Below are 13,057 nucleotides of genomic sequence, written 5' to 3' on the forward strand. Positions count from 1 at the left end.
CCCGTGTGATTTTTTAATCAAACCATCGGTGTTATCGAAACCCAGTAGCGTGTGAAGTATTTCACCTGGATAGGCAAGGTGGCCTGCAGGTTGGCCAACACTGCATCAGTGGCGTCCAGGCGGAACGTACCGGAGACGCGCAGGCGCGCCGAGACCGTGTCGCACTGCAGGACACCTGACCTATAGCGCGCCAATTCGTCGATTACATCCCCAAGCGGTGCATCCAGCACGATTAATTGCCCGTCGACCCAGGCGGCCTGAACGGCAGCATAAGGACGGATAGGGCTCACCTTGAGCCGATCAAAGTCGGCGCTTTGGCCCGCATTGAGCAGCAGGCCGGAGTCGGGTTTGTCGGCCGGGGACACCTGTACTCGATCTTCCAATACGCCTACCCGAGTGGAATCGGCCAGCTGGCGCACAGTAAACCGAGTGCCCAACGCCTGGACCCGCCCCTGGCGAGTCTCAACATAAAACGGTGCCTGTGCGCCCAACTTGCCGGTGTGGATAAGCACCTCACCCTCGCGTAGGCGAATCAAGCGTTGCCGTTCGTCGACTATCACGTCAATCGCCGAGCGGGTATTGAGTTCGATTCGGGTGCCATCGGCCAATTGGATATGTTGCCGCCCTCCAACCGGTGTGCGGTAGTCGGCCCACACTGTTCCAACGCGGCTATGTTGTTGGATGTTCCAGCCGAGATAGCCACTACCGCCAAGAACCAGCAGCCATTTGAGTACTTGCCGACGTTGCTGGGTGGTTGATAGCGCACGGCGAGTGATGTCCTGGGGCAGCGCACCCAGGCTGCGTTGCAGCTGTTCCAGCTGATTCCATGCAGCCAGATGGGAAGGATCGCGGTTCAGCCATTGCTGCCAGGCATGACGTTCGGCGGGGGTGGGAGCCTGGGACTGAAATTGCACATACCAAGTGGCGGCGGCTTCAAAGGTTTCGCGATCGGGAGCGGCCATCAGCTGCTGGCCAGGATCAATGAACATTCGGTAAACGCCCGGATCATGTGTTTCTTCACCGTGGTCAGCGAAACCTGTAATTGATCGGCGATCTGTTGATAAGTCAGCCCCTCGAACTGAGACAGCATGAAGATCCTTCGCGCGCGCGCCCCGAGTCCATGCAGGGCTTTATCCACAGCCGTCAGGGTTTCGATGATGATCGCCCTGTCTTCTTCACTGACAACGGTGGGTTCTGGGCGCTCGGCCAAAGCCTCCTTATAGGCCTGTTCGATGGTATGGCGCCGATAACGATCAATCACCAGCCCCCTGGCGATCGTGGCCAGGTAATCCCGCGGTTCGAGGATCTGGGAGGCATGTCGCCCACCTAAAATACGCACGAACGTATCGTGGGCAACATCGGCTGCATCGCAGGCGTTATGCAATTTACCTTTGAGCCACCCCTGTAACCACGTGTGGTGTTCCTCGTAGATGTTCTGAACAGCTGCCGTATGAGTAGGAGGGGACATAGGGGCGCAGTGGGCAGGTTAATGATAATCGCTATTATTAACTGCGGCGAGGGTGTCCCACAATAGGTCTTTCATTGAAGTGGTCTGCATCGGATCCGAAGGCAACGGAGGCTTTCTCGTGGGCTGAATTCAGGATGAATGAAGAAAAAAGCCGGGTTAAGCCCTGTGGGTAAGCTGCTCTGTACCCGGTTGATAACAGGGCTTAAAAAGTCATGACAAACCCATCTGTGGATAAGTGATGGTTTAATCCACAGGCTTAAAGCAGTTACCCACCGCGCTCATCGGCACATGACCACAGACTTTTGAAACGCTGTACACAACGTATTTAGAGGGTTTTAGCAATCTATCCACAGAAATGATGCTCAGTAAAAATAAACATAAAAACAAAGATTTAATAAATTTCTCTCTTTTAATTTCTATTGTCTGTGATTCATCCACAGCTGGTTAAATTTTGTGCAAAGGGTTCTTTAGGAAGGGCTAAGTCCCTATACTTGCCGCCAAAGCTGCAAAACTCTTTCAACAGACAATTCCTGATTACCTACATAAGCAGGCACGAGGTGCGTGGTGGATTTCCCTTCCCGTTTTGAAGTGATCGTCATCGGCGGCGGTCATGCCGGTACCGAGGCAGCACTGGCGTCAGCACGCATGGGCGTCAAAACCCTGTTGCTCACGCATAACGTGGAAACCCTCGGTGCGATGAGTTGCAACCCTGCCATCGGTGGCATCGGCAAAAGCCACCTGGTCAAGGAAATTGACGCCCTCGGCGGCGCGATGGCCATGGCCACCGATAAAGGGGGTATTCAATTTCGCGTGCTCAACAGCCGCAAAGGCCCGGCCGTGCGTGCGACTCGCGCACAGGCCGACCGCATCCTGTACAAGGCCGCAGTACGCGAAACCTTGGAAAACCAGCCGAACCTGTGGATATTTCAGCAGGCTGCGGATGACCTGATTGTCGAGCAGGACCAGGTCCGCGGTGTCGTCACCCAGATGGGGCTGCGTTTCTTCGCGCAATCCGTCGTGTTGACCACCGGTACGTTCCTCGGTGGACTTATCCACATCGGCATGCAGAACTATTCGGGGGGCCGCGCGGGTGATCCACCCTCGATTGCTCTGGCCAAACGCCTGCGTGAATTGCCGCTGCGTGTCGGCCGCTTGAAAACCGGAACGCCACCGCGTATCGACGGACGTTCCGTGGATTTCTCGGTGATGACCGAACAAGCGGGCGACACGCCGATTCCAGTGATGTCGTTCATGGGTTCCAAGGAGCAGCACCCGAAACAGGTCAGCTGCTGGATTACCCACACCAATGCCCGTACTCACGAGATCATCGCGGCGAACCTCGACCGTTCACCGATGTATTCCGGCGTGATCGAAGGCATCGGCCCACGCTACTGCCCGTCGATCGAAGACAAGATCCACCGTTTTGCCGACAAGGAAAGCCATCAGGTCTTTATCGAGCCCGAAGGCCTGACGACCCACGAGTTGTACCCGAACGGGATTTCCACCTCGCTGCCGTTCGATGTGCAAATTCAGATCGTGCAATCGATTCGCGGCATGGAAAACGCGCACATCGTGCGGCCGGGTTATGCCATCGAATATGACTACTTCGACCCGCGTGACTTGAAATACAGCCTCGAAACCAAAGTAATCGGCGGTTTGTTCTTCGCCGGGCAAATCAACGGCACCACCGGTTACGAAGAAGCCGGCGCCCAAGGTTTGCTGGCCGGGGCGAACGCGGCACTGCGTGCACAAGGCAAAGACAGCTGGTGCCCGCGTCGCGATGAGGCGTACATCGGTGTATTGGTCGACGACCTGATTACCCTGGGCACCCAGGAACCGTACCGGATGTTTACCTCCCGGGCGGAATACCGTTTGATCCTGCGCGAAGACAATGCCGATCTGCGCCTGACCGAAAAAGGTCGCGAGCTCGGCCTGGTCGACGATGCGCGCTGGGCCGCCTTCTGCAAAAAACGCGAAAGCATCGCGCTGGAAGAGCAGCGCCTGAAAAGTACCTGGGTTCGTCCGGGCACCGAGCAGGGCGACGCGATTGCGGAAAAATTCGGTACGCCGTTGACCCACGAGTACAACCTGCTGAACCTGCTGTCCCGCCCGGAAATCGACTACGCTGGCCTGGTCGAAGTGACAGGCCATGGTGCAGAAGATCCACAGGTCGCCGAGCAGGTCGAAATCAAGACCAAGTACGCCGGCTACATTGATCGCCAGCAGGACGAAATCGCTCGCCTGCGCGCCAGTGAAGACACCAGGCTGCCTGTGGATATCGATTACACCGGCATCTCCGGGCTGTCGAAAGAAATTCAAAGCAAGCTGGGGATAACTCGCCCCGAGACCCTGGGCCAGGCTTCACGCATCCCCGGTGTCACCCCGGCAGCGATCTCGCTGTTGATGATTCATTTGAAAAAACGCGGCGCGGGCCGTCAGTTGGAGCAAAGCGCTTGAGTTCGTTGGTTACCTTGCAACACGCCGAAGAGTTATCCACAGGAGCGCGCCAATTGGGCGTGGACTTGACCGAAGCCCAGCACGAGTTGCTGCTGGGTTATCTGGCCCTGTTGATCAAATGGAACAAGGCTTACAACCTCACCGCAGTCCGTGATCCCGACGAAATGGTCTCGCGTCATTTGCTCGACAGCTTGAGTGTCATGCCGTTTATAAAAAACGGTCGCTGGCTCGACGTGGGCAGTGGCGGCGGCATGCCGGGCATTCCCTTGGCCATCCTGTTTCCGGATTCACAGGTCACGTGCCTGGACAGTAACGGCAAGAAGACGCGCTTTCTGACCCAGGTCAAACTCGAACTCAAGCTGGAAAACCTGCAGGTTATCCACAGCCGCGTTGAAGCCTTCACGCCAGAGCTGCCCTTCAACGGAATTGTCTCCCGGGCGTTCAGTAGCATGGAGAACTTCAGTAACTGGACCCGCCACCTTGGCGACCACGACACCCGCTGGCTGGCAATGAAGGGCGTCCATCCAAGCGATGAGCTGTTAGCATTGCCGGCAGACTTCCACCTCGATAGCGAACACGCCTTGGCCGTACCCGGTTGCCAAGGCCAACGCCATCTGCTGATACTGCGCCGCACGGCATGATTGGGAACACAAGCAAGAATGGCTAAGGTATTCGCGATAGCGAACCAGAAAGGTGGCGTGGGCAAAACCACCACCTGCATCAACCTCGCAGCATCCCTGGTGGCCACCAAGCGCCGGGTGCTGTTGATCGATCTTGATCCACAGGGCAACGCCACCATGGGCAGCGGTGTGGATAAACACGGCCTGGAAAACTCGGTCTATGACTTGCTGATCGGTGAGTGCGACCTGGCCCAGGCCATGCACTACTCCGAACACGGCGGTTATCAACTGCTGCCGGCCAACCGCGACCTGACCGCGGCGGAAGTGGTGCTGCTGGAAATGCAGATGAAAGAAAGCCGTCTGCGCAGCGCCCTGGCACCGATCCGCGAGAATTACGATTACATTCTGATCGACTGCCCGCCCTCGCTGTCGATGCTGACGCTCAACGCCCTGGTCGCCGCCGACGGGGTCATTATTCCCATGCAGTGCGAATATTTTGCATTGGAAGGTTTGAGCGATCTTGTGGATAACATCAAGCGGATTGCCGAGTTGCTCAACCCGAACCTGCAAGTCGAGGGTCTGCTGCGAACCATGTACGATCCGCGCCTGAGCCTGATGAACGATGTTTCGGCCCAGCTCAAGGAACATTTCGGCGATCAGCTTTACGACACGGTGATCCCGCGCAACATCCGCTTGGCCGAAGCACCGAGCTACGGCATGCCGGCCCTGGCTTACGACAAATCGTCGCGTGGTGCCATTGCTTACCTGGCACTGGCCGGCGAGATGGTCCGTCGCCAACGCCGCAATTCACGCACCGCTGCTGCCCAGCCAACTTAAGGAATCCCCATGGCCGTCAAGAAACGAGGTCTAGGACGTGGACTGGATGCACTGTTGAGTGGTCCGACCGTCACGTCGCTTGAAGAACAGGCGGTGCAGGCCGACGAGCGCGAGTTGCAGCACCTGCCCCTGGACCTGATCCAGCGCGGTAAATACCAGCCGCGCCGGGACATGGATCCCCAGGCGCTGGAAGAACTGGCCAATTCGATCAAGGCCCAGGGCGTGATGCAGCCCATCGTGGTCCGCCCGATCGGTGGTGGGCGCTTTGAAATCATCGCCGGCGAGCGCCGCTGGCGTGCAAGCCAACAGGCGGGCAAGGAAACCATCCCGGCAATGGTCCGCGATGTGCCCGACGAAACCGCGATCGCCATGGCCTTGATCGAGAATATCCAGCGTGAAGACCTCAACCCCATCGAAGAAGCGATTGCGTTGCAGCGTTTGCAGCAGGAATTCCAGCTGACCCAGCAACAGGTGGCCGAGGCGGTAGGTAAATCCCGCGTAACCGTGTCCAACCTGCTGCGCCTGATCGCGCTGCCGGAAGTCATCAAGACCATGTTGTCCCATGGCGACCTGGAAATGGGCCATGCCCGTGCATTGCTAGGTTTGCCGGAAAATCAACAGGTTGAAGGGGCGCGACACGTTGTCGCACGGGGGCTCACCGTTCGTCAGACCGAGGCCTTGGTTCGGCAGTGGCTCAGCGGTAAACCTGCACCGGTTGAAACGGCCAAACCTGATCCGGATATCGCGCGTCTCGAGCAGCGCCTGGCCGAGCGCCTGGGCTCTGCGGTGCAAATTCGCCACGGTAAGAAGGGCAAAGGCCAACTGGTCATCGGATATAACTCCCTCGATGAGCTTCAAGGCGTCCTTGCCCACATTCGCTGAAACATTTGCTTATGTAGCGCGTGATCGGAAATCACTACCCGACAGTTGAATAGGGGCTGAACCGCCCCTATACTCTGCGCGCATTTTGTCGGCACAAATTATGCCAAGTTATTGATTTCCGGCAGCCGACCATTGAGGAGCAAGAGTGATGGAAACCCGCACGCCAAACACGTTGCCGTTCCATCGCTTGGCCGTTTTCCCGGTTTTAGTGGCTCAATTTGTCATCCTGCTGATCGCCGCATTGGCGCTTTGGTATTGGCATGGAGTCGTAGCCGGATATTCAGGACTCTGCGGAGGCCTGATAGCCTTGCTGCCCAATATGTATTTTGCTCACAGGGCCTTTCGGTTTTCCGGCGCCCGAGCAGCCCAGGCCATCGTCCGGTCTTTTTATGCCGGCGAGGCGGGGAAACTGATTTTGACGGCAGTGCTGTTTGCACTGACCTTTGCAGGTGTGAAGCCATTGGCGCCGCTGGCTGTATTCGGTGTCTTCGTGTTGACCCAACTGGTCAGCTGGTTCGCTCCCCTGCTAATGAAAACAAGACTTTCGAAACCTTAGGGCGTTTGAGGCAACCATGGCAGAAACAACCGCTTCGGGCTATATCCAGCACCACTTGCAGAACCTGACCTTCGGTCAGCTTCCCAACGGCGGCTGGGGCTTCGCCCACACCGCAGCAGAAGCCAAAGAAATGGGCTTCTGGGCTTTCCACCTGGATACTCTGGGCTGGTCGGTCGCATTGGGTCTGATCTTCGTCCTGATTTTCCGCATGGCGGCGAAGAAGGCGACTTCCGGTCAACCGGGTGCTCTGCAGAACTTCGTTGAAGTATTGGTCGAATTCGTCGATGGCAGCGTGAAAGACAGCTTCCATGGCCGTAGCCCGGTGATCGCACCGCTGGCGCTGACCATCTTTGTCTGGGTGTTCCTGATGAACGCCGTCGACCTGATCCCGGTCGACTGGATTCCTCAACTGGCCATCCTGATCTCCGGCGATCACCACATTCCATTCCGTGCGGTCTCCACCACGGACCCTAACGCCACCCTGGGCATGGCCCTGTCGGTGTTCGCGTTGATCATTTTCTACAGCATCAAGGTCAAGGGCATCGGCGGTTTCATCGGCGAACTGACCCTGCACCCGTTCGGCAGCAAGAACATTTTCGTTCAGGCCCTGCTGATTCCGGTGAACTTCCTGCTGGAATTCGTCACCCTGGTCGCCAAGCCTATTTCCCTGGCCCTGCGACTGTTCGGCAACATGTATGCCGGCGAACTGGTGTTCATCCTGATCGCTGTGATGTTCGGCAGCGGCCTGCTCTGGCTTAGCGGCCTGGGCGTTGTTCTGCAGTGGGCGTGGGCTGTGTTCCACATCCTGATCATTACCCTGCAGGCCTTCATCTTCATGATGCTGACCATCGTCTACCTGTCGATGGCGCACGAAGAGAACCATTAAGACCGGTCTCGACCAGTCTGATGTCCTTCCCGGTGAAACGGGAAGGTGGCCCACCAGGGCTGATGAAACGATTTGTTTTACCGCTTTAAAATCTAAAAAACCTAAACCATACGACGTAAAAGTCGGGAGGAAAGATGGAAACTGTAGTTGGTCTAACCGCTATCGCTGTTGCACTGTTGATCGGCCTGGGCGCCCTGGGTACTGCCATTGGTTTCGGCCTGCTGGGCGGCAAGTTCCTGGAAGGCGCAGCGCGTCAGCCAGAAATGGTTCCAATGCTGCAAGTTAAAATGTTCATCGTCGCCGGCCTGCTCGACGCCGTGACCATGATCGGCGTTGGTATCGCTCTGTTCTTCACCTTCGCGAACCCCTTCGTTGGTCAACTCGCTGGCTGATCACTCGATTTCGAGTGATTGGGGTGTTGGACAACGAATGAGCGAGGTGTTGGCGTGAACATTAATGCAACCCTGATTGGCCAATCCGTTGCGTTCTTCATTTTTGTAGTGTTTTGCATGAAGTTCGTGTGGCCTCCGGTCATCGCGGCTTTGCACGAACGTCAGAAGAAGATCGCGGACGGCTTGGACGCTGCCAGCCGTGCAGCTCGCGACCTGGAGTTGGCCCAAGAGAAAGTGGGTCATCAACTGCGCGAAGCTAAAGCACAGGCAGCTGAGATCATTGAGCAAGCCAAGAAACGCGGTAACCAGATCGTCGAAGAGGCTGTTGAAAAAGCCCGCGTCGAAGCTGACCGTGTGAAGGCTTCGGCTCATGCCGAGATCGAACAGGAACTGAACGGCGTCAAAGACGCGCTGCGTGCCCAACTGGGTGCTCTGGCGGTCGGCGGTGCTGAGAAGATCCTTGGTGCCACAATCGATCAAAACGCGCACGCGGAGCTGGTTAACAAACTGGCTGCTGAAATTTAAGCGAGGGCGATCATGGCAGAACTGACCACGTTGGCCCGACCTTACGCTAAGGCAGCCTTCGAGCACGCCCAGGCCCACCAGCAGCTGGCCTCTTGGTCAGCCATGCTCGGCCTGGCTGCAGCCGTGTCGCAGGACGACACCATGCAGCGCGTGCTCAAGGCCCCGCGCCTGACGAGCGCAGACAAGGCCGCCACTTTTATTGAAGTGTGCGGCGACAAGTTCGATATGAAAGTGCAGAACTTCATCAATGTCGTTGCCGAAAACGACCGACTCCCGCTTCTGCCGGAGATCGCCGCACTGTTCGACCTGTACAAGGCCGACGCAGAGAAATCGGTAGACGTTGAAGTGACCAGTGCTTTCGCATTGAACCAAGAACAGCAAGACAAACTCGCCAAGGTTCTCAGTGCACGACTCAATCGGGAAGTGCGCCTGCAAGCTTCGGAGGACGCATCCCTGATTGGTGGTGTTGTTATCCGTGCCGGCGACCTGGTTATCGATGGCTCGATTCGCGGCAAAATCGCGAAACTTGCCGAAGCATTGAAATCTTGAGTTTGAAGGGGCAGCAGAGCAATGCAGCAACTCAATCCTTCCGAAATAAGTGAAATTATCAAGGGCCGCATCGACAAGCTCGATGTGACCTCCCAAGCCCGTAACGAAGGCACTGTCGTCAGCGTATCTGACGGCATCGTGCGGATTCACGGTCTGGCCGACGTTATGTACGGCGAGATGATCGAGTTTCCGGGCGGCGTCTACGGTATGGCCCTCAACCTGGAGCAAGACTCCGTAGGTGCCGTTGTATTGGGCGCGTACACCAGTCTGGCTGAAGGCATGAGCGCCAAGTGCACTGGCCGCATCCTGGAGGTTCCGGTTGGTAAGGAACTGCTGGGCCGCGTAGTCGACGCACTGGGTAACCCTGTTGACGGCAAAGGTCCACTGGGCAACACCGAGACCGACGCGGTCGAGAAAGTTGCTCCGGGCGTGATCTGGCGTAAGTCGGTAGACCAGCCTGTACAGACTGGCTACAAGGCTGTCGATGCCATGATTCCTGTCGGCCGTGGCCAGCGTGAGCTGATCATCGGTGACCGTCAGATCGGTAAAACCGCTCTGGCCATCGACGCAATCATCAACCAGAAGAACAGCGGAATTTTCTGCGTCTACGTAGCCATCGGTCAGAAGCAATCGACCATCGCCAACGTGGTTCGCAAGCTGGAAGAAAACGGCGCCCTGGCCAACACGATCATCGTGGCTGCCAGTGCTTCGGAATCTCCTGCGCTGCAATTCCTGGCACCGTACTCCGGTTGCACCATGGGTGAATTCTTCCGCGACCGCGGTGAAGACGCGCTGATCGTTTACGACGATCTGTCCAAGCAGGCCGTGGCTTACCGCCAGATCTCCCTGCTGCTGCGCCGTCCACCAGGCCGTGAAGCTTACCCAGGCGACGTGTTCTATCTCCACTCCCGTCTGCTGGAGCGCGCATCCCGCGTTTCGGAAGAGTACGTAGAGAAGTTCACCAACGGCGCAGTGACCGGCAAAACCGGTTCCCTGACCGCACTGCCGATCATCGAAACCCAGGCTGGCGACGTTTCCGCGTTCGTTCCGACCAACGTGATTTCCATCACCGACGGTCAGATCTTCCTGGAATCGGCCATGTTCAACTCAGGCATCCGCCCTGCAGTGAACGCCGGTGTTTCGGTATCCCGTGTGGGTGGTGCCGCTCAGACCAAGATCATCAAGAAGCTCTCCGGCGGTATCCGTACCGCTCTGGCTCAGTACCGTGAACTGGCGGCATTCGCCCAGTTCGCTTCTGACCTGGACGAAGCGACCCGTAAGCAACTTGAGCATGGTCAGCGCGTTACCGAGCTGATGAAGCAGAAGCAATACGCCCCAATGTCGATCGCTGACATGGCGTTGTCGCTGTATGCCGCTGAGCGTGGGTTCCTGACCGACGTTGAAATCGCCAAGGTCGGCAGCTTTGAACAAGCGCTGATTGCTTACTTCAACCGCGATCACGCCGATTTGATGGCGAAGATCAACGTGAAGGGTGACTTCAATGACGATATCGACGCTGGCATGAAAGCCGGTATCGAGAAGTTCAAGGCCACCCAAACCTGGTAAGCCGCAGCGGGAGCCGCAAGGCTCCCGCTTGCTAACCTGATAGGTGTTACATGGCAGGCGCAAAAGAGATTCGCAGTAAGATTGCGAGCATCAAAAGCACGCAAAAAATTACCAGCGCCATGGAAAAAGTGGCGGTCAGCAAAATGCGCAAGGCACAAATGCGCATGGCTGCTAGCCGTCCTTATGCGGAGCGTATCCGCCAGGTAATTGGGCATCTGGCCAACGCCAACCCGGAATACCGCCACCCCTTCATGATCGAACGCGCCGTTAAGCGTGTGGGTTATGTGGTTGTGAGCAGTGACCGTGGTTTGTGCGGTGGTTTGAATACCAACCTGTTCAAGGCCCTGGTCAAGGACATGGCGGTAAACCGCGAAAACGGCGTCGAGATCGATCTGTGTGTAGTTGGTAGCAAGGGTGCGGCCTTTTTCCGCAACTTCGGCGGTAACGCCGTTGCAGCTATCAGCCACCTGGGTGAAGAGCCGTCGATCAATGATTTGATCGGCAGTGTGAAGGTGATGCTGGATGCGTACCTGGAAGGCCGGATTGACCGCCTGTCCGTGGTATCCAACAAGTTCATCAACACCATGACCCAGCAGCCGACCGTGGAGCAATTGATTCCACTGGTGGCGACCCCGGATCAGGAACTCAAGCACCACTGGGACTACCTCTACGAACCAGACGCCAAAGAGCTGCTTGATGGCTTGATGGTGCGCTACGTGGAGTCGCAGGTGTACCAGGCGGTGGTCGAGAACAACGCAGCTGAACAAGCGGCGCGGATGATCGCGATGAAAAACGCTACCGATAACGCCGGTGATCTGATCAGCGATTTGCAGCTGATCTACAACAAGGCGCGTCAGGCTGCGATCACCCAAGAGATCTCGGAAATCGTCGGCGGCGCTGCCGCGGTTTAACGGTTCAAATATTCAGAGGATCCAGCTATGAGTAGCGGACGTATCGTTCAAATCATCGGCGCCGTTATCGACGTGGAATTTCCACGCGACAGCGTACCGAGCATCTACAACGCGCTGAAAGTACAAGGCGCGGACACTACCCTGGAAGTTCAGCAGCAGCTGGGCGACGGCGTGGTTCGTACCATTGCGATGGGTTCCACCGAAGGCTTGAAGCGCGGTCTGGACGTTATCGACTCCGGCGCAGCCATCTCCGTACCGGTCGGTAAAGCGACCCTGGGCCGGATCATGGACGTACTGGGCAACCCGATCGACGAAGCTGGCCCGATCGACACCGAAGAGCGTTGGGGTATCCACCGCGCTGCGCCGTCGTTCGCAGAGCAGGCAGGCGGCAACGACCTGCTGGAAACCGGCATCAAAGTTATCGACCTGGTTTGCCCGTTCGCCAAAGGCGGTAAAGTCGGTCTGTTCGGTGGTGCCGGTGTAGGCAAGACCGTAAACATGATGGAACTGATCCGTAACATCGCCATCGAGCACAGCGGTTATTCCGTGTTCGCCGGTGTGGGTGAGCGTACTCGTGAGGGTAACGACTTCTACCACGAGATGAAGGACTCCAACGTTCTGGACAAAGTGGCGCTGGTTTACGGTCAGATGAACGAGCCGCCGGGAAACCGTCTGCGCGTGGCACTGACCGGCCTGACCATGGCCGAGAAGTTCCGTGACGAAGGTAACGACGTTCTGCTGTTCGTCGACAACATCTACCGTTACACCCTCGCCGGTACTGAAGTATCCGCACTGCTGGGCCGTATGCCTTCGGCAGTAGGTTATCAGCCGACCCTTGCTGAAGAGATGGGCGTTCTGCAGGAACGTATCACTTCGACCAAGGAAGGTTCGATCACTTCGATCCAAGCGGTATACGTACCTGCGGATGACTTGACCGACCCGTCGCCAGCGACCACCTTCGCCCACTTGGACGCCACCGTCGTACTGTCTCGTGACATCGCTTCCCTGGGTATCTACCCAGCGGTCGATCCACTGGACTCGACTTCGCGCCAGCTGGACCCGAACGTGATCGGCCAGGAGCACTACGACACCGCTCGCGGCGTTCAGTACGTGCTGCAGCGTTACAAAGAACTGAAGGACATCATTGCGATCCTGGGTATGGACGAGCTGTCGGAAGCCGACAAGCAGTTGGTAAACCGTGCTCGTAAGATCCAGCGCTTCTTGTCGCAGCCGTTCTTCGTGGCTGAAGTCTTCACCGGTGCTTCGGGTAAATACGTTTCCCTGAAAGACACCATTGCTGGCTTCAAAGGCATCCTCAACGGTGACTACGACCACCTGCCAGAACAAGCGTTCTACATGGTCGGCGGCATCGAAGAAGCGATCGAGAAAGCCAAGAAACTGTAATCCA

14 protein-coding genes are annotated in these 13,057 nt (G+C 57.1%); 12 read left to right on the top strand and 2 right to left on the bottom strand.

Annotated features, from left to right (window positions below):
• Nucleotides 1-17: 17 nt before the first annotated feature.
• Both G7025_RS06550 and G7025_RS06555 read right to left on the bottom strand, forming a co-directional pair.
• The gene (locus G7025_RS06550) at nucleotides 18-962 is read right to left on the bottom strand and encodes a FecR domain-containing protein (protein ID WP_181077639.1); all 945 of its coding nucleotides are present in this window, start codon (nucleotides 960-962) and stop codon (nucleotides 18-20) included.
• Nucleotides 962-1,468: a sigma-70 family RNA polymerase sigma factor gene (locus G7025_RS06555; protein WP_181077556.1), complete on the bottom strand. Its 507-nt coding sequence runs from the start codon at nucleotides 1,466-1,468 to the stop codon at nucleotides 962-964. Before G7025_RS06555 ends, G7025_RS06550 begins: the two co-directional genes overlap by 1 nt.
• Before the next feature lie 564 nt (nucleotides 1,469-2,032).
• Between G7025_RS06555 and mnmG the strand changes: the two genes are divergently transcribed.
• The 12 genes from mnmG to atpD all read left to right on the top strand — a co-directional run bounded on the left by mnmG (nucleotide 2,033) and on the right by atpD (nucleotide 13,053).
• Nucleotides 2,033-3,925, top strand: a complete 1,893-nt coding sequence (mnmG, locus tag G7025_RS06560) for a tRNA uridine-5-carboxymethylaminomethyl(34) synthesis enzyme MnmG (protein ID WP_181077558.1) — start codon at nucleotides 2,033-2,035, stop codon at nucleotides 3,923-3,925.
• Complete coding sequence (gene rsmG, locus G7025_RS06565) at nucleotides 3,922-4,566, top strand: 16S rRNA (guanine(527)-N(7))-methyltransferase RsmG (protein ID WP_181077559.1); 645 nt, start codon at nucleotides 3,922-3,924, stop codon at nucleotides 4,564-4,566. Before mnmG ends, rsmG begins: the two co-directional genes overlap by 4 nt.
• Nucleotides 4,567-4,584: 18 nt before the next feature.
• A complete protein-coding gene (locus tag G7025_RS06570; protein WP_181077561.1) occupies nucleotides 4,585-5,382 on the top strand; it encodes a ParA family protein in 798 nt (265 codons plus the stop codon).
• 9 nt (nucleotides 5,383-5,391) lie between these two features.
• Nucleotides 5,392-6,264 (top strand): ParB/RepB/Spo0J family partition protein, encoded by an 873-nt coding sequence (locus tag G7025_RS06575; protein ID WP_016970690.1) that lies wholly within the window; start codon nucleotides 5,392-5,394, stop codon nucleotides 6,262-6,264.
• 148 nt (nucleotides 6,265-6,412) lie between these two features.
• Entirely contained in the window at nucleotides 6,413-6,820 is a 408-nt protein-coding gene (locus G7025_RS06580) for a F0F1 ATP synthase subunit I (RefSeq protein ID WP_181077562.1), read from the top strand.
• 16 nt (nucleotides 6,821-6,836) lie between these two features.
• Nucleotides 6,837-7,706, top strand: a complete 870-nt coding sequence (atpB, locus tag G7025_RS06585) for a F0F1 ATP synthase subunit A (protein WP_034101609.1) — start codon at nucleotides 6,837-6,839, stop codon at nucleotides 7,704-7,706.
• Between the two features lie 134 nt (nucleotides 7,707-7,840).
• Nucleotides 7,841-8,098 (top strand): F0F1 ATP synthase subunit C, encoded by a 258-nt coding sequence (gene atpE, locus G7025_RS06590; RefSeq protein ID WP_002555987.1) that lies wholly within the window; start codon nucleotides 7,841-7,843, stop codon nucleotides 8,096-8,098.
• Between the two features lie 54 nt (nucleotides 8,099-8,152).
• Nucleotides 8,153-8,623: a F0F1 ATP synthase subunit B gene (locus tag G7025_RS06595; protein ID WP_003177066.1), complete on the top strand. Its 471-nt coding sequence runs from the start codon at nucleotides 8,153-8,155 to the stop codon at nucleotides 8,621-8,623.
• A 12-nt stretch (nucleotides 8,624-8,635) separates the two neighbouring features.
• Nucleotides 8,636-9,172: a F0F1 ATP synthase subunit delta gene (locus tag G7025_RS06600; RefSeq protein ID WP_181077563.1), complete on the top strand. Its 537-nt coding sequence runs from the start codon at nucleotides 8,636-8,638 to the stop codon at nucleotides 9,170-9,172.
• A 21-nt stretch (nucleotides 9,173-9,193) separates the two neighbouring features.
• Entirely contained in the window at nucleotides 9,194-10,738 is a 1,545-nt protein-coding gene (gene atpA / locus G7025_RS06605) for a F0F1 ATP synthase subunit alpha (protein WP_034101605.1), read from the top strand.
• 50 nt (nucleotides 10,739-10,788) lie between these two features.
• On the top strand, nucleotides 10,789-11,649 hold the full coding sequence (gene atpG / locus G7025_RS06610) for a F0F1 ATP synthase subunit gamma (RefSeq protein WP_181077564.1): 861 nt from the start codon (nucleotides 10,789-10,791) through the stop codon (nucleotides 11,647-11,649).
• 27 nt (nucleotides 11,650-11,676) lie between these two features.
• A complete protein-coding gene (atpD, locus tag G7025_RS06615) occupies nucleotides 11,677-13,053 on the top strand; it encodes a F0F1 ATP synthase subunit beta (RefSeq protein ID WP_065953331.1) in 1,377 nt (458 codons plus the stop codon).
• The last annotated feature ends 4 nt before the right edge of the window (nucleotides 13,054-13,057 follow it).

Origin of the sequence: Pseudomonas lurida, from assembly GCF_013522705.1 — a bacterium.
In the GTDB taxonomy this organism is placed as follows: domain Bacteria; phylum Pseudomonadota; class Gammaproteobacteria; order Pseudomonadales; family Pseudomonadaceae; genus Aquipseudomonas; species Aquipseudomonas quebecensis.

Coding starts and splice junctions, on each gene's coding strand:
- atpG (WP_181077564.1), top strand. CDS start 10,789: ATGGCAGGCGCAAAAGAGATTCGCAGTAAGATTGCGAGCATCAAAAGC.
- G7025_RS06570 (WP_181077561.1), top strand. CDS start 4,585: ATGGCTAAGGTATTCGCGATAGCGAACCAGAAAGGTGGCGTGGGCAAA.
- atpB (WP_034101609.1), top strand. CDS start 6,837: ATGGCAGAAACAACCGCTTCGGGCTATATCCAGCACCACTTGCAGAAC.
- G7025_RS06575 (WP_016970690.1), top strand. CDS start 5,392: ATGGCCGTCAAGAAACGAGGTCTAGGACGTGGACTGGATGCACTGTTG.
- G7025_RS06555 (WP_181077556.1), bottom strand. CDS start 1,468: ATGTCCCCTCCTACTCATACGGCAGCTGTTCAGAACATCTACGAGGAA.
- G7025_RS06580 (WP_181077562.1), top strand. CDS start 6,413: ATGGAAACCCGCACGCCAAACACGTTGCCGTTCCATCGCTTGGCCGTT.
- G7025_RS06600 (WP_181077563.1), top strand. CDS start 8,636: ATGGCAGAACTGACCACGTTGGCCCGACCTTACGCTAAGGCAGCCTTC.
- atpD (WP_065953331.1), top strand. CDS start 11,677: ATGAGTAGCGGACGTATCGTTCAAATCATCGGCGCCGTTATCGACGTG.
- G7025_RS06550 (WP_181077639.1), bottom strand. CDS start 962: ATGGCCGCTCCCGATCGCGAAACCTTTGAAGCCGCCGCCACTTGGTAT.
- atpE (WP_002555987.1), top strand. CDS start 7,841: ATGGAAACTGTAGTTGGTCTAACCGCTATCGCTGTTGCACTGTTGATC.
- atpA (WP_034101605.1), top strand. CDS start 9,194: ATGCAGCAACTCAATCCTTCCGAAATAAGTGAAATTATCAAGGGCCGC.